Raw genomic sequence first — 17,654 nt, forward strand, 5'->3', positions numbered from 1 at the left:
ATGGTTTTAAGATGCTTAAATTATAAAACAGCTTTAATTCTGCTTATAGCTTCTCTTAATTCTTTTTCTGATGCCGCATAAGAAATACGTATGCAATTAGGGTTGCCAAAAGCTTCTCCGGTTACTGTAGCAACGTTTGCATTTTCTAATAAGTACATAGATAAGTCTGACGCGTTGTTAATAGTAGTACCGTTTAAAGTTTTACCAAAAAATGCAGAGATGTCTGGAAAAACATAAAAAGCACCTTCAGGTACATTTAATTTAAACCCTTCAATTTCTCCTAACAGCTCTAAAACAAGATCTCTTCTTTTGTGAAACTCATCAATCATAAATTGTATTTTACTTACAGGAGCTTCCAAAGCAGCGATAGTTGCACGTTGTGCAATAGCATTAGCACCGCTTGTGTTTTGCCCTTGAAACTTAGTGCAAGCCTTAGCAATAAATTCTGGTGCGCCAATAAAACCAATACGCCAACCGGTCATAGCAAAAGCTTTAGATACACCGTTTACTGTTATAGTACGGTCATACATACCATCTATACCAGCAATACTAACGTGTCCGCCTCTAAAGTTTATGTGTTCATAAATTTCATCAGAAACCACATAAATATTAGGGTGCTTTTTTAATACTTCTGCTAAGCCTTCTAACTCTTCTTTGCTGTATACAGATCCGCTAGGGTTACAAGGAGAGCTAAACCACATCATTTTAGTATTAGGGGTAATAGCTGCTTCTAGTTGTGCAGGAGTCATTTTAAAATCTGTATCTATACTAGTAGCTACTTCTACAGGAGTTCCTTCTGCAAGTTTAACAATATCGCTATAACTAACCCAGTAAGGAGCAGGTAAAATTACTTCGTCTCCTTTATTAAGCATACACATTGCTATGTTAGCTAAAGATTGTTTAGCACCGGTACTAACCACAATTTGGTTTAGTCCGTACGTTAAGTTATTATCTCTTTTAAACTTATTAGCAATAGCTTGTTTTAAATCTGCATAACCGTCTACAGGAGAGTAACTGCTGTAGTTATCATCTATAGCTTGTTTGGCTGCATCTTTAATAAAATCTGGAATGTTAAAATCTGGTTCTCCTAAACTTAAACCAATAATGTCTTTACCAGCGTTGCGTAATTCTCTTGCTTTTGCTGCCATTGCTAAAGTGGCAGAGGTAGACATGTTTGTAATTCTGTTAGATAAGTGATTGCTCATACTTTTTTGTTTTTACTAGTACTGTAAAGCAGGTTTTTTCCCCAGCTCCTTTAAATGTTTAAAGTGCGAAATTATAGCTTTTCTAGTAGTTTTGTATTCATTATATGGCAAATTAAACTCATTTGCCGTTTGTTTCACAATTTTAGAGATATTTGTGTAATGAATATGACTAATATTCGGAAAAATATGATGTTCAACCTGATGATTTAATCCGCCAGTAAACCAATTTACAATCTTGTTTTTAGTGCCAAAATTTACAGTTGTAAATAATTGGTGTATAGCCCAAGTGTTTTTCATTGTGCCTGTTTCATCTGGTAAAGGTGTTTCTGCATCATGTACAACATGTGCTAATTGAAATACGACACTCAAAATTACACCAGCGACATAATGCATAATAAAGAAACCTAGGAGAACTTGCCACCAAGCTACATTAGCAAAAAGTAATGGTAAAACAATCCAAATAGTAATGTATAATAATTTTGTAATTACTAAAGTACTCCAGTTGCCAATTTTACTTGGTTTCTTACCGTACGATAAATTGCGTTTCATGTAACGGTACATTTGCTGGAAATCTGTAGTAATAGCCCAGTTAAACGTTAGTAAACCGTATAAAAAAACTGAGTAAAAATGCTGAAATTTGTGATGCTTGCGCCATTCTGCATGCTTAGAAAAACGTAAAATTCTACCGGCTTCTAAATCTTCGTCATGTTCATGAATGTTTGTGTATGTATGGTGTAAAACATTGTGTTGTACTTGCCAGTTGTAAACATTACCAGCTAGTATGTAAATACTACCACCCATTATTTTATTTACCCATTTGTTGTTAGAGTATGCACCGTGGTTACCGTCATGCATAACATTCATACCAACACCAGCCATACCAACACCCATAACAATTGTAAGTAGTAAATTAGCCCAAATTGGTAAGCCAAGGGTTAGTATTAAAAAGTAAGGCGCTAAAAATAGTGTAAACATAATAACTGTTTTAACGTGTAGTTTCCAGTTACCAGTTTTTTTAATATCGTTTTCTTTAAAATAAGTATTTACACGTTTGTTCAATGTTTTAAAAAATTGAGCAGAGTCTTTACGTGAAAACCTAATTGATTTATTTTCCATATTTTTCTAAATTCTTAATTCTGATTTCCTCTATAGTTACTTTTTTGAGGATTGTATTTTATATGTAGATGTTTTATTTTATTTTGATAATTATGATCTATAAGTTTTTAATAGTCACAAAAACTAAGTAAAGATAATGCAAAAGTACTTTTTATAATATGATAATTATCTTAAAATAAGAAATTTTTATGATTATGGAAATGCTTACTTTTGCCAAAACTTTGATAAAATTTATGAAGGCAGATATTATTTTTAAGTATTTTCCAGACTTAACAGAAGAGCAAAAGCAGTATTTTATAAAGCTTGAAGCTTTGTATGCAGATTGGAACCAAAAAATTAATGTGGTATCTAGGAAAGATATAGATGAAATATATCTGCGCCACGTACTGCATTCAACTGGTATTGCAAAATTTCAGCAGTTTTTACCAGGAACAACTGTTTTAGATGTTGGTACTGGTGGTGGTTTTCCAGGCATACCTTTGGCAATTCTTTTTCCTGAAACCCAATTTACTTTAGTTGATGCAATTGGTAAAAAAATAAAAGTAGTGCAACACGTTGTAGACGGTTTAGGATTAACTAATGTTACCGCTAAACATATGAGGGTAGAGGACTTAGATACTAAGTTTGATTTTATAGTTAGTAGAGCGGTAGCCGCTATGCCCACATTTGTTCGTTGGATAAAAGGACGTATTAAAAAGGAATCTGTTCATGAACGCCGCAATGGTATTTTGTACCTTAAAGGTGGTGATTTGTCTGAGGAGTTAAAAGATTATAAAACTACGGAAATATACAACCTGGCAGACCATTTTACGGAAGACTTTTTTGAAACCAAAAAAGTGGTTTATTTACCTTTAAAGTACAAAGGGTAAATTAAATACTAAGCATTCTGTTAAAAGAATACTTGCAATTTTTAGCATAACTCTTCATATAGCTGTATATGTTGGTTATGCTAATTTTTTTTCTCTTTTTTTCTGTGTGTGTAACGCTCTCTTTCATAGTCTTTCTGTTTAATTATACAAATTTACAATAAGTAAACTATATGTTTACATTAGCTTAACGTTAAATTTACATTAAAATTGTTTACAAAGCAATTTAATAGCGCAATAGCTTAATTTTTATGCATAAAAAAGCCAAAACAAGCAGCTAATTATCTGCTGTTTTGGCTTTAGATATATATTTAAAAAAGGTTTATCCTAAAAATGGATATCTGTAATCTGTTGGAGTAACAAATGTTTCCTTAATTAATCTTGGAGAAACCCAACGTAGTAAGTTTTGTGCTGAGCCAGCTTTATCATTTGTGCCAGATGCTCTTGCACCACCAAATGGTTGTTGGCCAACTACAGCACCTGTTGGTTTATCATTAATGTAAAAGTTGCCAGCACAGTTTTGTAGTGCTTTTGTAGCTTCTTCTATAGCGTAACGGTCTGTAGATAATACAGCACCTGTTAATGCATACTCAGATGTACCATCAACTAGCTTAAGTGTTTCTTTCCAATCTTTATCATCATACACGTAAATAGTTACAACAGGACCAAAAAGTTCAGTTTCCATTGTAGTATATTTAGGGTCTGTAGTTACAATTACAGTAGGTTCTATAAAGTAACCTTTAGATTTATCATAAGTACCACCAGCTACAATTTCTGCATTATCATCAGCCTTAGCACCATCTATGTATTTAGCAAGTTTATCAAAAGAACCTTCATGAATAACAGCAGTAACAAAGTTGCTCATATCTTCCGGAGAACCTGGTTTGTTAATAGAGTCTAGGTCTCTTTTTACCAAATCTAATACTTCATTTGCAGTAGATTTAGGTAGGTAAACTCTAGATGCAGCACTACATTTTTGCCCTTGAAATTCAAAAGCGCCACGTACAATTGCAGTAGCTACTTGTGCAGGATTAGCAGTTTTGTGAGCTAAAATAAAATCTTTACCTCCTGTTTCGCCAACTATTCTAGGGTAGGTTTTGTAATTGTGTATGTTATTGCCAATTTGCTTCCAAAGTTCTTTAAAAACATAAGTAGATCCTGTAAAATGTAAACCAGCAAAATCTGGACTAGCTAAAGCAGTTTCTGTAACCATTACTGGGTCTCCGTAAACAACATTAATAACGCCATCTGGTACACCAGCCTCTTTAAATATGTCTACAATTACTTTTGCAGAAAAAATTTGACTATCACTTGGCTTCCATAAAACCACATTCCCCATCATAGCTGCACTTGCAGGTAAATTACCAGCAATAGCAGTAAAGTTAAATGGTGTAATAGCGTAAACAAACCCTTCTAGCGGACGGTATTCTACGCGGTTCCAAATACCTTCAGCAGAATCTGGTTGCTCTGCGTATATTTGAGACATATATTCCACATTAAAACGTAAAAAGTCTATTAGTTCACAGGCAGCATCAATCTCTGCTTGGTGTATTGTTTTAGATTGTGCCATCATTGTGGCAGCGTTTATTTTTGCTCTGTAAGGACCAGCAATTAACTCTGCTGCCTTTAAAAAGATAGCTGCACGTTGTTCCCAAGCAAGGTTTGCCCAGGCTTCTCTAGATTCTAAAGCATTTTCTATAGCTTTAGTTACGTGTTCTTTTTCTGCTAAATGGTACTGGCCTACAATATGTTTATGATCATGCGGAGGAGACATTGGCTTAGTATTGCCTGTTTTTATCTCTTCTGCTCCAATATATAAAGGAACATCTACATTACCGTTGTAATAAGCCTTGTATTGCTCTAATACAGCTTGGCGCTCTGGTGTGCCCGGAGCATAGCTTTTTATTGGTTCGTTAAAAGCGGTTGGAACTTCAAAAAATCCTTTACCCATTGTGCTACGTTTTATAAATTAAATAATTGTAACAAATGTAGTAAAATCCTATTCGTTATTAAAACAATTAGAAAGTTAGAAATTTAGATATTTTAATTTAAAGCAAAAGGAGCGCTAAATTTAAAACTAGGTATGTAAACTCTAAATTTTTTGCCGTCTGTAAAGCTTATCATATTATAGTGTCCGCGCATAGCTCCAATAGGAGATGTAAGTAAACAGCCAGAGTTGTAGGTATGAGATTGCCCTGGATTTAAAACTGGTTTTTTGCCAACTACGCCTTCGCCATCCATAATTTCTAAGTCGTTTAAAGAGTCGTAAATTTCCCAGTGTCTAGATGTTAATTGTACAGATTCTTTACTTAGATTTTCTATGGTTACTGTATAGCCAAATGCGTAATGCATTTTGTAGTTCTTAAAAAATGTACCTTCAAAATTGGTGCTAACCGATATTTTTATGCCTTTAGTAACTTGTGTAGTCATACGTTTTAACTTTAAAATATAATACTCAATTTGTGTATTATGTTTAAAAAAAAGAATGTTTTATTACTGTGTAATACGCCCTTTTATTTTAAAGTAGAAATGTGTAAGTTGTTATAAACGTGACACATTCGCTACATACAAATATAAAAAGGAAAATTTAAAGTAGCTTGTTCGGCTTTCATATATTCGCTGAACGAACTTTTTTTCGGTAAACAAACAATTACACCTGTTCAATGAACCGTAATTGTTTTTTTTAGTTGGTTATATTTCTTGAGTTTCCACTTCCAATACCAATAACACTATCATACTGGTCTCCAAAATTTCTGTAGTAAACCAATACTAAATAATTATTTTCTGTAAAATGAAAATTGCCGCCAATTGCATTAGGTTTTAATTCTCCTTTATCTGTTTTTATTACATATTTGTAATTGTAGAAGCCTTGTTTAAGTGTTAGGCAGGCTTCTAAATAACCTGTTTTTTCATTATAAACCATTTTATTTTCATCTGTAATTGCGTAATTATTAAACTTTCCAAATACGTAAACGTCATTTAGTCCAATAATATCAGAATAAGGTAATTTAAAATGTACCTTAGTGTATTCAGATTCTCTAGAGGCGTCTTCTCCTTGCTGGGTGGTAATAACAAAATCTCCGTTAATATCTGGGTAATAGGTATAAGGCTCGTTGGCTCTAATTAGATCTGCATACATATAATGGTTGTACAATTCTTTCATCTCTACACGTGCAATTGCAGTGCTAGTTGCGCGTAAATCTTTTGTAGTAAAATTTAAAAACTCATTACCGCCAAAAAAACTACTTTCTTTGTCGTATTTGTATAGTAACTCCTTGCCAATAGTATATTGTGGTTTTAAGTTGGTAATTGCAGTAGGCCAATAGTAGTTTTTTAGAATTGTAACTTTAACCTCTTTTTTTGGGTTGATAAGTTGAAAATTTCCAGAATTTATGGCAATTTGTATGGCTTGTTTTTCATTTAAAAACTCAAAGTCTCTTGTTCTTTTAGTTGTTACACCTACGGAAACAGCATCTTTGTAAACAATAAAGCGTCTAGAGAACTGAAGCTCGTCATAGCTGTTGTAAATTTCTAACATATAATTACCGCTAATTTTTAAGCTAATACTGTTGTTAGGTATTTGTAAACGGTAGTTAGAGTAGGCTTGCAATGTATTGTAGCTATTTTCGTAATTTGTAATTCTAAGATTGTCAAAACCACTTAAATACTGAGATTTAGAGAGTGTTGATTGAGACCAATCATAATTATAGTATGATATTTTATAATAATAATCTTCCTCAGAAGCAGTTAAATCATCAAACTCTAAATAAATATTATCTCCTAATTGTACAACAGGAAATTGATCTTCTGTAGGACCTTTAAATACAATAGATTTTATATGGTTAGGAGCATCTTTTTCTACAGCGTTTTGTGCGTAAGCAGAAAAACCAACTAAAATTATAAAAAGTAAAAAAGAGTAATGTTTCATTTATTTAAAAATTGTATCACAAAGATAAGCAAAAGTTGTGCCTAAAATTTAAGTGAATAAAAAGTGTTAAAATTTTATTTAGAATTAATATAAATAAAAACATCTTAGTTGATTTAACAAGGAAGTTTGCGCTTAAAACTTTAAATTTGCACGAAATTTTGTTAACCTAAGGTCTGCAATAATATGTCTAAAGACATTCGAATAAAAAAAGGCTTAAATATAAACCTAGTCGGTGCCGCTGAGCAAACTACTTCTAAAGCGGTTTTAAGCAATGTTTATGCAATAAATCTTAACGATTTTCACGGAATAATGCCAAAAATGTTGGTAAAAGAGGGAGCTACTGTAAAAGCAGGTGAGCCTATTTTTTACAACAAAGATGTAGAAGAAATGAAGTTTGTTTCTCCTGTGTCTGGTGAGCTTGTGGAAATTGTAAGAGGAGCAAGGAGAAGAATATTAACGCTGAAAATACGCGCTAATAAAAGTGGTGAAGTAGTAGAACACAGTACGCTAAACTTGGCAAGCGCATCTGCAGAAGACGTTAAGTCGCAGTTGCTTATGTCTGGTTGTTGGCCTTTTATAAAACAAAGACCGTATGATGTTGTTGCAAATCCTAACGTGGCTCCAAAGGCTATATTTGTTTCAGGATACACAACAGCTCCATTAGCAGCCAATTTAGATTATGTGTTACAAGGCAAAGAAAAAGAATTGCAAGCAGCTATAACAGCACTAGCAACTTTAACATCTGGCCAAATACACGTTTCTGTGGGTAGTAGCAACTCTCCATTGTCTGGTTTGTCTGGTGTAACAGAACATAAAGTTGCTGGTCCGCATCCGGCAGGTTTAGTGGGTACACAAATAAATAAGATAGATCCTGTAAATAAAGGAGAAGTAGTTTGGACTGTTAATGCGCAAGACCTAGTAATTATAGGAGAGTTGTTGTTAACAGGTAAATTTAACCCTCAGAGAACTATTGCATTAGCTGGTTCTGCAGTTAAATCTCCAAAATACTATACCACTACTATTGGGTCAGAAATTTCTACATTTTTATATGGTAGCGGAGTTTCTATAGAAAACTTTAGAGTAATTAACGGTGATGTTCTTACAGGTTCTAAAACTAGTCCAGAGGGTTATTTAGGATTTTATAACAATACTGTAACTGTTATTCCTGAAGGAGATGATTATGAATTTTTTGGTTGGAATAAGCCAATTTTTAACAAAATATCTTCAACAAGAGCAATGACGTTCTCTTGGTTAAATCCTAAGAAAAAATACGATTTAAACACCAATACAAATGGTGAACATAGAGCATTTGTAGTAACAGGAGCTTATGAAAAAGTATTTCCGTTAGATATTTATCCAATGCAATTGCTAAAGGCTTGTATGATAAAAGATTTAGATGAAATGGAACAATTAGGCTTGTATGAAGTTGCTCCAGAGGACTTTGCTTTAACAGAGTTTATTTGTATATCTAAACAGCCACACCAGCAAATAATTAGAGAAGGGTTGGACTTATTACAAAAAGAAATAGGATAAAAGATGGGTCTTAAAAATACATTACACAATTTAAAGGAAAAGTATAAAGGCAAAAAAATGGCACCTGCATTTAATGCAATCCATACGTTTTTGTACTTGCCTAATGAAACTACGCACTCTGGGTCTCACGTAAGAGCAGCAGACGATTTAAAGCGTACAATGAATACGGTAATAATGGCGTTAATTCCGGTTTTAATTTTCGGGATGTTTAATGCTGGTTACCAACATTATTCTGCAATTAATGGTTTTCCTGCAGATTTTTCGTTACTAAATGATTTTTTAACGTGGGATAACTTTTTAGTAGGTTTAACAACAGTATTACCACTGGTAATAGTATCTTATGTTATTGGTTTAGCAGTAGAATTTATTTTTGCTGTTATTAAAGGTCATGAGGTAGAAGAAGGTTACTTGGTTACTGGAATGTTAGTGCCTCTTATTGTACCAATAGATACACCATTATGGATGTTAGCTATAGCTGTTATTTTTGGTGTTGTAATAGGGAAAGAAGTTTTTGGTGGTACAGGTATGAATATCTTAAACCCAGCATTAACAATTAGAGCATTTTTATTTTTTGCTTACCCTACTTGGATGAGTGGTGACAAAGTTTGGGTGCATGAGGCTGTAGAAAGAGCAGGTACTGCAGACGCTATTTCTGGTGAAACTATCTTAGGACAGTTAGCACAAAATACAGATGCGTCATACTCAATTTCAGATATGTTCTTTGGTTTTATACCAGGTTCTGTAGGTGAAACGTCTACGTTCTTAATTCTTTTAGGAGGTTTGTTTTTGATTTTTACAAAAATAGCAAGCTGGAGAATTATGTTAAGTGCTGTAATTGGAGCTTTAACAATGGGGTTAATTTTTAACGGGGTTGTTAGTGCGGACTGGATTAGTGAAGGAAGTAAGTTTTACGGATTAATGAGCTTTGAGTTTTGGCAGCATTTACTTGTTGGTGGTTTAGCTTTTGGTATTGTATACATGGCCACAGATCCTGTAACTGGTTCACAAACAAATAAAGGAAAATGGTATTACGGTTTCTTTATTGGGTTTATCTCTGTTTTAATTAGAGTGTTTAACCCTGCTTATCCAGAAGGCGTATTCTTAGCAATATTATTAATGAACGTTTTTGCTCCAACTATAGATCATTATGTAGTACAAAGCAATGTTAAAAAACGTTTAAAAAGATCAAATAAAGCTACAGCTTAATTAGCGTTAAAAGAATAGATATGGCAATTAATACAGATAAAAATAGTTACACCGTCATTTTTGCAGCCGTAATGGTTGTAGTTGTGGGTTCTATCTTAGCATTTACTGCATCTAGTTTAAGTGGTAAAATTAAGATGAATGAAAAGTTTGAGAAGCAACAAAACATCCTTTATGCAATGGGTGTTAATGATAATGTAGACGAAGGAAGTATAAATTTTATACCTACAGATAAAGTAGAAGCTGAGTTTAAAAAATATATTAAAGAGCAACTAGTTATTGAAAATGGTAAAATTACGCCAAATGACGAAGCTTATTTAATAGATTTAAAAAAGCAAGAAACAGCTGCTAAAAATGGAGAAACTAGAAAGTTGCCTTTATTTATTGGTGAAAAAGACGGAGTAAAGTCTTACATTATACCAATGAGAGGTAAAGGTCTTTGGGATGCTATTTGGGGCTTTGTTGCAGTAGGCGAAGACTTAAAAGTACAAGGTGTTTTTTTTGATCACAAAGGAGAAACGCCTGGTCTAGGAGCAAACATAAAGCAACGTTATTTTATGGATGATTTTAAAGGAGAGTCTATATTAAATAATGGCGCGTTTGTTGGAATTAGTGTTGCTAAAGGTAACAATGATCCAATTAACGAAAGAAAAGACGATAACAAAGTTGATGCTTTGGCAGGTGCAACCATTACAGGTAATGGTGTAACGGCTATGATTAAAGAAAGCGTTAAACTTTATCAAGATTATTTAGAAACTATAGCTAAAAAATAAGAAATGGGATTACTTTCTAAAAAAGATGCAAATCTAATATTAGATCCATTAGCAGACAACAACCCAATTACTATACAGGTATTAGGTATATGTTCTGCATTGGCAATTACAGCAGAGTTAAAGGCGTCAATAGTAATGGCGGTTTCGGTAATGTTTGTATTAGGAATTGGTAACGTTGTTATCTCTTTAATGAGAAATATTATACCTTCTAAAATTAGAATTATTGTACAATTGGTAGTAGTAGCTGCCTTGGTAATTATTGTAGATCAAGTGCTAAAAGCATTTGCGTATGAACTTAGTAAAACCCTTTCTGTATTTGTTGGGTTAATTATTACAAACTGTATCATTATGGGACGTTTTGAGGCTTTTGCTTTGGCAAACGGACCTTGGAGATCTTTCTTAGATGGTATTGGAAACTCTTTTGGTTACGGTTTAATCTTAATTATTGTTGGTTTCTTTAGAGAGCTTTTGGGTTCTGGTACTTTATTAGGATTTAAAGTATTAGGAGATCCTATTGGTAGTCCAGAAACAGGTCCTACAGGTTTATATGCGCTTGGGTATGAAAACAACGGATTTATGTTACTGTCTCCAATGGCACTAATAGTAGTTGGTATCATTATCTGGGTACAACGTTCAAGAAATAAGGCATTAATAGAAGAAAACTAGAATTAGTTATATAAAAAATACAATGTTATGTTAGAACATGTAGAATTATTTTTTAAATCCATATTTATAGATAATATGGTATTTGCTACCTTTTTAGGAATGTGTTCCTATTTGGCAGTATCTAAAAAAGTATCCACAGCCGTTGGTCTTGGTGCTGCAGTAATATTTGTACTTGCAGTAACTGTACCTATGAACTGGTTGTTAGATCAGTACTTATTAAGAGATGGAGCTTTAGCTTGGTTAGGGCCAGAGTATGCAGATTATAACTTAAGCTTTTTATCATTTATATTATTTATTGCAACTATTGCAACAATGGTACAATTGGTAGAGATAGTAGTAGAAAAGTTTTCGCCATCATTATATAACTCTTTGGGTATATTTTTACCTTTAATTGCTGTAAACTGTGCCATTTTAGGTGGTTCATTATTTATGCAATCTAGAGATATACAAACCTTAGGTTTAGCTTTTAATTACGGAATAAGTTCTGGTATTGGTTGGTTTTTAGCAATTTTAGCAATAGCTGCCATTCGCGAAAAAATTAGATACTCTAACGTTCCTGCTCCTTTAAGAGGTTTAGGTATTACGTTTATAATTACAGGTCTTATGGCTATTGGTTTTATGAGCTTTGGTGGTATGTTAACTGGTGGTGATGATGCTCCTAAAAAAGAAGCAACAGAAACTGCACAGAAAGTACAAGACAAGGAAGTTAAAAATGAAATTGATGAAAATTCAGTTTCTTACAATAACGCTTTAAATAAATAAGAATGATTTTAGCTACAAGCACAATAGGTACAATTGTAATTACAGTAATTGCTTTTATGGCGTTATTGTTATTATTAGTTGCTCTTTTACTTTTTACAAAAGAAAAATTATCTCCTTCTGGTCCTGTTACTATAACCATTAACGGAGAAAAGAAAGTTGAAGTAGGTTCAGGAAGTTCTTTGCTTACAACATTAGGTAATCAAAAAATATTTTTACCATCTGCATGTGGTGGTGGTGGTACTTGTATACAGTGCGAGTGTCACGTATTATCTGGAGGTGGAGATGCTTTACCTACAGAAACACCTCACTTCTCTAAAAAGGAATTAAACCACGGGGCGCGTTTAGCTTGCCAGGTTAAAGTTAAGCAGGATATGGAAATTACCATTCCTGAAGAAGTATTTGGTATTAAAAAATGGGATGCTACAGTTGTACGTAACTACAATGTTGCATCATTTATAAAAGAATTTGTAGTTGAAATTCCAGAGGATATGGGCTACAAAGCTGGAGGTTATATTCAGATAGAAATTCCTGAATGTGAAATTAAGTATTCTGATATAGATATCACAGCTCACCCTGAAGAACATGAAACTCCAGATAAGTTTCAGGCAGAATGGGACAAATTTAATTTGTGGCCTTTAGTAATGAAAAACGAAGAAACTGTAGAGAGAGCTTACTCTATGGCTTCTTTCCCTGCAGAAGGTCGTGAAATTATGTTAAACGTACGTATTGCTACTCCGCCTTGGGATAGAGCTAAAAACGGATGGATGGATGTTAACCCAGGTGTAGCATCATCATACATATTTGCGCAAAAACCAGGAGATAAAGTTGTTATTTCTGGACCTTACGGTGAGTTCTTTATAAATGAATCTGAATCTGAAATGCTTTACGTGGGTGGTGGAGCTGGTATGGCGCCAATGCGTTCTCACTTATACCACTTATTTAAAACATTAAAAACAGGAAGAAAAGTTACTTACTGGTATGGTGGCCGTTCTAAGAGAGAGTTATTCTACTTGGATCATTTCTACGAGTTAGAAAAAGAATTCCCTAACTTTAAGTTTTACTTAGCACTTTCTGAGCCTTTACCTGAAGATAACTGGAAAGTAAAAGAAAATATAGATGCACCAGGGGATGGTTTTGTAGGCTTTATTCACAATTGTGTTATAGATAACTATTTAAATCACCATGAATCACCAGAAGATATTGAATTGTATTTCTGTGGACCTCCTTTAATGAACAAAGCTGTTCAGAAAATGGGTGAAGATTTTGGTATTCCAGATGAGCACATCAGATTTGATGACTTTGGAGGATAGTCCAATTATAAAAACTATATATTAAAAGCCGATACATAAAGTATCGGCTTTTTTTGTATAAAAAAGTTGGTGCTCTTTTGTGTTTTGTTTTCAAAATTTTCTTGCCTGTAACCGTTCGCTTCTTGGTTATTACCGCTCATCATAAAACTATTTATTATACTACAAAGCTGTTATACTTTTACAGTGTAATCAAAAAATAATAATCATTTAAATCATCAATCATGAAAAAATCAATCATCGTATGTAGTCTTTTATTAAGTGTTGTAGCAACTTCTGTAGCATCAGAAAAAAAGCCATTACCGCTTAAAAAAATGAATGTTACTACCATTAAAAATGTGTCTCCTTTAAGTATTGCTGTTGCAAAAGGAGATTATAAAACAACTGCAAGTTTTTTAGAATACGGTGCAGATAGTAATCAAAAATCTGTTATTTCTGGTATGACGCCATTAATGTACGCGGCAAGGTATAACAATGTAAAATTGTTAAAATTGTTAATTAGTAATGGTGCAGATGTAACATTAAAATCTAAAATAGGATACACGGCGTTAGGGTATGCAAAATTATCTAATGCACCAGAAGCCGTTGCGTTTTTACAATCTATTTAGGTAATGCTAACAACTTGTTTTTAGAACGTTAACAAGCTTTTAACTAACTCCTAATCAGTGTTAAATAAAAGTTATAATGAAAAATTTCTGAAACAAAATTAATTATTCGTCGTCTATATAAGTGTAGTACAAAAACAACAAACATTAAACGAAAACAAAAAAACAATCATCACATCAAAAAGCAATTATCATGAAAAAATCAGTTATCGCATTCGGAATCGTATTTAGTTTAGTAGCAACAAGTTTATCTGCAAGTAATGGTCCAGATAGACCAATACTTAAAAAAGATTTAAAAATTGTAAAAACAACTATTAAGGATTTAACACCTTTAAGCATAGCTGTTGTAAAGGGGAATTTTGACACAACTAAAAAATTCTTAGAATTTGGTTCAGATATTAATCAGAAATCTGGAGTAATGGGAATGACACCATTAATGTATGCAGCAAGGTATAACAACGTGGAATTAATGAAACTATTGGTTTCTAACGGTGCAGACGTTAAAGCAAAATCTAAAATAGGTGCTACAGCATTAAAATATGCTAAAGCTGCTAATGCACACGCTGCAGTAAAATATTTAAAAAGCTTATAAGCTTTAAAAGGTTTCTTATTTAATTTAGTTAGAAAGAGATTGCTTCTTTAGTGGGGCAGTCTCTTTTTTTTATTTTAATTTTGCACTATGGGAAAACCTTTAACAGAACAAGAACTTCATAACTTGGCAATGAATATTGTTGGCAAGCATTTAGAAGCAAATGGCTATGAGTTTATGGGGGTTAATAGCAAACCCAAACGCAACCCACAGTTTGTATGTTTAAAAGATAAAGTATTACATTTTATTGTTGTTAGAGCTATTGCTTATCCTAATAATCCTAATGCGTATGACATTGCTTTTATGGGAAAAATGAAAGAGCATGCAGAAAAAATGGATGCCACGGCTTATTATGCAGGTGTAAGGTTAACAAATGCTTCTGATCCTAACTTGCCAGTTTATTTAAATGAAGAATATATAGTAGATTATGATGGACTTATTAAAGTATAAATTACAACTTATTACGATAATTACAGTTGTTTTGACATTTAGTTCTTGTAAAAATGATGCTCAACCTAAAATTGTAGAAAACCGTAATAATGGTTCTGCCTTGGGTACATCATACAGTATTATTTACTTTTCAAACAAAAAGGTTAACTACCAAAAAGAAATAGACTCTGTTTTTAAAGTGATAAACAAATCTATGTCTACATATATGCCGTCGTCTGATATTTCTAAAATTAATGAAGGAGACTCAACATTACAGGTAGATCATATGTTTAAAGAGGTTTTTAATTTATCAAAGGACATTAATAACAAAACAAATGGATATTTTGATCCTACTGTTGGGACCTTGGTAAATGCTTGGGGTTTTGGCCCTGGTGAGCAAATAAAATTAGATAGTTCTAAAGTTGATAGCTTACTAGAATATGTTGGTTTTAATAAGGTACAATTAACTAATAAGGGCACTATTAAAAAAGCTAGTTCTAATATTTTGTTTGATTTTAATGCTATTGCAAAAGGGTATTCTATAGATAGGCTAGCAGTAATGCTAGAGAAAAAAGGTATTACAAATTTTTTAATTGAAGTTGGAGGTGAAATTTTTGCTAAAGGTGAAAATTTAAAGAAACAAAAAAAGTGGGTTGTGGGCATAAATGATCCTGAGGTAGAAGATAGAAATAATTACAAGGCAGCAGTAAAACTTAAAAATGTTGCTATGGCATCATCTGGTAATTATAGGCATTTTAGAGTGGATCCAATTACTAAAGAAAAATATGTACATACGTTAGACCCTAAAACCGGGTATACTAAAAATGCAAAAGTTTTAGGAGCTACCATTATTACTGGAAATTGTGCTAAAGCAGATGGTTATGCAACATCTTTTATGGCAATGGATTTAGAAGATTCTAAAAAAATAATTGAAAAAGATACTACTTTACAGGCTTATATTATTTATTTAGATAATGCAGGCAATGTTAAAGAATATATAACTAAGGGATTTAAGGATTTAATAGTAGAGTAGTGTTATTTTTTTACAACAGGTAGTATTTCTCCTTTTGCTAAGCAATATTTTGCTACATCTTGAGGAGATATTTTTTTTGTATAATCTACCTCTTCAACCATAAAACCAATTTTTCTTAATTTGGTAAAGTAATCTTTGCCGTAAATACGTACGTGGTCATACTGTCCAAAAATACGGGCGCGCTCTTTTCGGTCGGTTATACTATTATCTTCAAAAGTATTTTCTCTGCTCAAATCTTGTGGTATTTGAAAAACACCCCATCCGCCAGGTTTTAAAACTCTGTACATTTCTTGCATAGCTTTGGTGTCATCTGGTATATGTTCTAAAACATGGTTGCATAGTATAACATCATAAGTATTGTCTTTAAATGGTAAGTTGCAAATATCTGCTTTTACATCTGCTAAAGGAGATTCTAAATCTGTGGTAGTGTATTCTAAATTCTTCATTTTTCTAAAACGCTTATAAAACGCTTGTTCAGGCGCAAAATGTAGCACCTTAAGATCTGCTGTAAAAAAGTCTGTTTCACTCTGTAAATAAAGCCAAAGCAATCTGTGGCGCTCTAATGATAGTGTAGAAGGAGATAATACATTGTCTCGTTGCTTTTCATATCCGTACGGTAAAAACTTTTTAAAGCCTTTACCATCTATTGGGTCTACATAGGTTTTACCACGCATAAAAAAAGTTAGTACAGGACGCAATACATAACTTAATTTTATTAATAAAGGCCTGGGTATTGTGTTTAAAATGGTTTTAAAAAGCTTTTTCATAAATGTATTCAGGTACTAAATGTTTGCTGCATTTTTGGGTAGCAATTATTAAAACGTAAATATACTTTAAAAGTATGTTTTAGCTAGTTTTTATTGTCATTGCATACAAAATACCAATACCAATACTTAAAATTATAAAAATAATAAAGGCTAGTATAATAAAGCCCATATATCTAAAAAAGGCATATAGTGTTTGTTTAAATGTAAGTTTATACAATTTTATAAAAACATATATTGCATAAATAGTAGATATAACAAGAAATGCACTTGAAACTATTCCTTTTGAAAGCCCTATAAGGTTATAAAAGATAAGTTGTGAAGCAATAAGTATATAGCCTAAATTGGCTTGTAAATATGCATTAAAAACTAAATGCTCTGAATAGTTGTGGTCTCTTTTTTTAAAAGTTAAATATGTTAGTAAGCTATACGCAGGAATGCTAGATATTATAATTAGATTATAATAATTAGAGTAAAATTGATATATTATATTTAGGCTTTCTAATGCCTCTTTTGGAGCTTTGGGGTTAGCATCTCCTATACCGTATTTAATACCGTTAGTAAAATCTGCTACTTCTGTACTAGGGAAAATTTTATTAATAATTAAGGCAATAGTTGCGTAAACGACCAAATATGAAAATGGCTGAAAATATTTTTTGCGAGCACCATCAATATAAGCCTCTAAAACCTCTTTAGGTTTTGTAAATAAGTTAAAAAAGGTTTTCCAGAAGTTATTGTCCCAACTAAAAAAAGGCCCAATGAACTCTTGCCATGCGCCTTTTAATGATATTCTGTCTAAAACTATTTTTGCTCCACAATTAGAGCAATATTTATGTGTGTCTGCAATGCCTGTATTGCAAGTTTTGCAATTCATA

General features: G+C 32.6%; 18 protein-coding genes. 11 read left to right on the forward strand and 7 right to left on the reverse strand.

Annotated features, from left to right (window positions below):
• Nucleotides 1-20: 20 nt before the first annotated feature.
• On the reverse strand, nt 21-1,205 hold the full coding sequence (locus tag BFJ87_RS09870; protein ID WP_077403549.1) for a pyridoxal phosphate-dependent aminotransferase: 1,185 nt from the start codon (nt 1,203-1,205) through the stop codon (nt 21-23).
• A 15-nt stretch (nt 1,206-1,220) separates the two neighbouring features.
• Entirely contained in the window at nt 1,221-2,321 is a 1,101-nt protein-coding gene (locus BFJ87_RS09875; RefSeq protein ID WP_077403552.1) for a fatty acid desaturase family protein, read from the reverse strand.
• Nucleotides 2,322-2,554: 233 nt separating this feature from the next.
• Here BFJ87_RS09875 and rsmG point away from each other — a divergent pair, with 233 nt between their 5' ends.
• Nucleotides 2,555-3,190 (forward strand): 16S rRNA (guanine(527)-N(7))-methyltransferase RsmG, encoded by a 636-nt coding sequence (gene rsmG / locus BFJ87_RS09880; RefSeq protein ID WP_077403764.1) that lies wholly within the window; start codon nt 2,555-2,557, stop codon nt 3,188-3,190.
• 319 nt (nt 3,191-3,509) lie between these two features.
• Here rsmG and pruA read toward each other — a convergent pair whose 3' ends face one another.
• The 3 genes from pruA to BFJ87_RS09895 all read right to left on the reverse strand — a co-directional run bounded on the left by pruA (nt 3,510) and on the right by BFJ87_RS09895 (nt 7,115).
• On the reverse strand, nt 3,510-5,138 hold the full coding sequence (pruA, locus tag BFJ87_RS09885; RefSeq protein WP_077403555.1) for an L-glutamate gamma-semialdehyde dehydrogenase: 1,629 nt from the start codon (nt 5,136-5,138) through the stop codon (nt 3,510-3,512).
• A gap of 92 nt (nt 5,139-5,230) precedes the next feature.
• The gene (gene apaG / locus BFJ87_RS09890) at nt 5,231-5,617 is read right to left on the reverse strand and encodes a Co2+/Mg2+ efflux protein ApaG (protein WP_077403558.1); all 387 of its coding nucleotides are present in this window, start codon (nt 5,615-5,617) and stop codon (nt 5,231-5,233) included.
• Nucleotides 5,618-5,870: 253 nt separating this feature from the next.
• Nucleotides 5,871-7,115, reverse strand: coding sequence for a type IX secretion system plug protein (locus tag BFJ87_RS09895; protein WP_077403561.1), 1,245 nt, complete (start codon nt 7,113-7,115; stop codon nt 5,871-5,873).
• 183 nt (nt 7,116-7,298) lie between these two features.
• Between BFJ87_RS09895 and BFJ87_RS09900 the strand changes: the two genes are divergently transcribed.
• From BFJ87_RS09900 to BFJ87_RS09945, 10 genes are all read left to right on the forward strand, one after another.
• Complete coding sequence (locus tag BFJ87_RS09900; RefSeq protein ID WP_077403564.1) at nt 7,299-8,648, forward strand: Na(+)-translocating NADH-quinone reductase subunit A; 1,350 nt, start codon at nt 7,299-7,301, stop codon at nt 8,646-8,648.
• Between the two features lie 3 nt (nt 8,649-8,651).
• Nucleotides 8,652-9,854 (forward strand): NADH:ubiquinone reductase (Na(+)-transporting) subunit B, encoded by a 1,203-nt coding sequence (locus BFJ87_RS09905; protein ID WP_077403566.1) that lies wholly within the window; start codon nt 8,652-8,654, stop codon nt 9,852-9,854.
• A 20-nt stretch (nt 9,855-9,874) separates the two neighbouring features.
• The gene (locus BFJ87_RS09910; RefSeq protein WP_077403569.1) at nt 9,875-10,624 is read left to right on the forward strand and encodes a Na(+)-translocating NADH-quinone reductase subunit C; all 750 of its coding nucleotides are present in this window, start codon (nt 9,875-9,877) and stop codon (nt 10,622-10,624) included.
• Nucleotides 10,625-10,627: 3 nt separating this feature from the next.
• Nucleotides 10,628-11,290, forward strand: coding sequence for an NADH:ubiquinone reductase (Na(+)-transporting) subunit D (locus BFJ87_RS09915; protein WP_077403573.1), 663 nt, complete (start codon nt 10,628-10,630; stop codon nt 11,288-11,290).
• A gap of 27 nt (nt 11,291-11,317) precedes the next feature.
• Nucleotides 11,318-12,052 carry an NADH:ubiquinone reductase (Na(+)-transporting) subunit E gene (gene nqrE, locus BFJ87_RS09920; protein ID WP_077403576.1) on the forward strand — a complete coding sequence of 245 codons (735 nt, stop codon included), beginning with the start codon at nt 11,318-11,320 and terminating at the stop codon, nt 12,050-12,052.
• Between the two features lie 2 nt (nt 12,053-12,054).
• Entirely contained in the window at nt 12,055-13,362 is a 1,308-nt protein-coding gene (gene nqrF, locus BFJ87_RS09925; RefSeq protein WP_077403579.1) for an NADH:ubiquinone reductase (Na(+)-transporting) subunit F, read from the forward strand.
• A 221-nt stretch (nt 13,363-13,583) separates the two neighbouring features.
• Nucleotides 13,584-13,967: an ankyrin repeat domain-containing protein gene (locus BFJ87_RS09930; RefSeq protein ID WP_077403582.1), complete on the forward strand. Its 384-nt coding sequence runs from the start codon at nt 13,584-13,586 to the stop codon at nt 13,965-13,967.
• Nucleotides 13,968-14,157: 190 nt separating this feature from the next.
• Nucleotides 14,158-14,556 (forward strand): ankyrin repeat domain-containing protein, encoded by a 399-nt coding sequence (locus tag BFJ87_RS09935; RefSeq protein ID WP_077403585.1) that lies wholly within the window; start codon nt 14,158-14,160, stop codon nt 14,554-14,556.
• Nucleotides 14,557-14,643: 87 nt separating this feature from the next.
• Complete coding sequence (locus BFJ87_RS09940; protein WP_077403588.1) at nt 14,644-15,003, forward strand: Na(+)-translocating NADH-quinone reductase subunit F; 360 nt, start codon at nt 14,644-14,646, stop codon at nt 15,001-15,003.
• Nucleotides 14,981-16,015, forward strand: coding sequence for an FAD:protein FMN transferase (locus tag BFJ87_RS09945; RefSeq protein ID WP_077403591.1), 1,035 nt, complete (start codon nt 14,981-14,983; stop codon nt 16,013-16,015). The genes BFJ87_RS09940 and BFJ87_RS09945 overlap by 23 nt, the downstream gene beginning before the upstream one ends.
• Nucleotides 16,016-16,017: 2 nt before the next feature.
• On the opposite strand, the gene BFJ87_RS09950 is transcribed toward BFJ87_RS09945, so the two are convergent.
• Both BFJ87_RS09950 and BFJ87_RS09955 read right to left on the reverse strand, forming a co-directional pair.
• On the reverse strand, nt 16,018-16,782 hold the full coding sequence (locus tag BFJ87_RS09950) for a class I SAM-dependent methyltransferase (protein WP_077403594.1): 765 nt from the start codon (nt 16,780-16,782) through the stop codon (nt 16,018-16,020).
• A gap of 79 nt (nt 16,783-16,861) precedes the next feature.
• Nucleotides 16,862-17,653 (reverse strand): DUF3667 domain-containing protein, encoded by a 792-nt coding sequence (locus tag BFJ87_RS09955; protein ID WP_077403597.1) that lies wholly within the window; start codon nt 17,651-17,653, stop codon nt 16,862-16,864.
• Nucleotide 17,654 lies beyond the last annotated feature (1 nt).

The sequence above is a fragment of the Cellulophaga omnivescoria genome, assembly GCF_001999725.1.
Lineage (GTDB): Bacteria > Bacteroidota > Bacteroidia > Flavobacteriales > Flavobacteriaceae > Cellulophaga > Cellulophaga omnivescoria.

Coding starts and splice junctions, on each gene's coding strand:
- BFJ87_RS09930 (WP_077403582.1), top strand. CDS start 13,584: ATGAAAAAATCAATCATCGTATGTAGTCTTTTATTAAGTGTTGTAGCA.
- BFJ87_RS09935 (WP_077403585.1), top strand. CDS start 14,158: ATGAAAAAATCAGTTATCGCATTCGGAATCGTATTTAGTTTAGTAGCA.
- BFJ87_RS09950 (WP_077403594.1), bottom strand. CDS start 16,782: ATGAAAAAGCTTTTTAAAACCATTTTAAACACAATACCCAGGCCTTTA.
- rsmG (WP_077403764.1), top strand. CDS start 2,555: ATGAAGGCAGATATTATTTTTAAGTATTTTCCAGACTTAACAGAAGAG.
- BFJ87_RS09910 (WP_077403569.1), top strand. CDS start 9,875: ATGGCAATTAATACAGATAAAAATAGTTACACCGTCATTTTTGCAGCC.
- apaG (WP_077403558.1), bottom strand. CDS start 5,617: ATGACTACACAAGTTACTAAAGGCATAAAAATATCGGTTAGCACCAAT.
- BFJ87_RS09875 (WP_077403552.1), bottom strand. CDS start 2,321: ATGGAAAATAAATCAATTAGGTTTTCACGTAAAGACTCTGCTCAATTT.
- nqrF (WP_077403579.1), top strand. CDS start 12,055: ATGATTTTAGCTACAAGCACAATAGGTACAATTGTAATTACAGTAATT.
- BFJ87_RS09915 (WP_077403573.1), top strand. CDS start 10,628: ATGGGATTACTTTCTAAAAAAGATGCAAATCTAATATTAGATCCATTA.
- pruA (WP_077403555.1), bottom strand. CDS start 5,138: ATGGGTAAAGGATTTTTTGAAGTTCCAACCGCTTTTAACGAACCAATA.
- BFJ87_RS09940 (WP_077403588.1), top strand. CDS start 14,644: ATGGGAAAACCTTTAACAGAACAAGAACTTCATAACTTGGCAATGAAT.
- BFJ87_RS09895 (WP_077403561.1), bottom strand. CDS start 7,115: ATGAAACATTACTCTTTTTTACTTTTTATAATTTTAGTTGGTTTTTCT.
- nqrE (WP_077403576.1), top strand. CDS start 11,318: ATGTTAGAACATGTAGAATTATTTTTTAAATCCATATTTATAGATAAT.
- BFJ87_RS09870 (WP_077403549.1), bottom strand. CDS start 1,205: ATGAGCAATCACTTATCTAACAGAATTACAAACATGTCTACCTCTGCC.
- BFJ87_RS09955 (WP_077403597.1), bottom strand. CDS start 17,653: ATGAATTGCAAAACTTGCAATACAGGCATTGCAGACACACATAAATAT.
- BFJ87_RS09945 (WP_077403591.1), top strand. CDS start 14,981: ATGATGGACTTATTAAAGTATAAATTACAACTTATTACGATAATTACA.
- BFJ87_RS09900 (WP_077403564.1), top strand. CDS start 7,299: ATGTCTAAAGACATTCGAATAAAAAAAGGCTTAAATATAAACCTAGTC.
- BFJ87_RS09905 (WP_077403566.1), top strand. CDS start 8,652: ATGGGTCTTAAAAATACATTACACAATTTAAAGGAAAAGTATAAAGGC.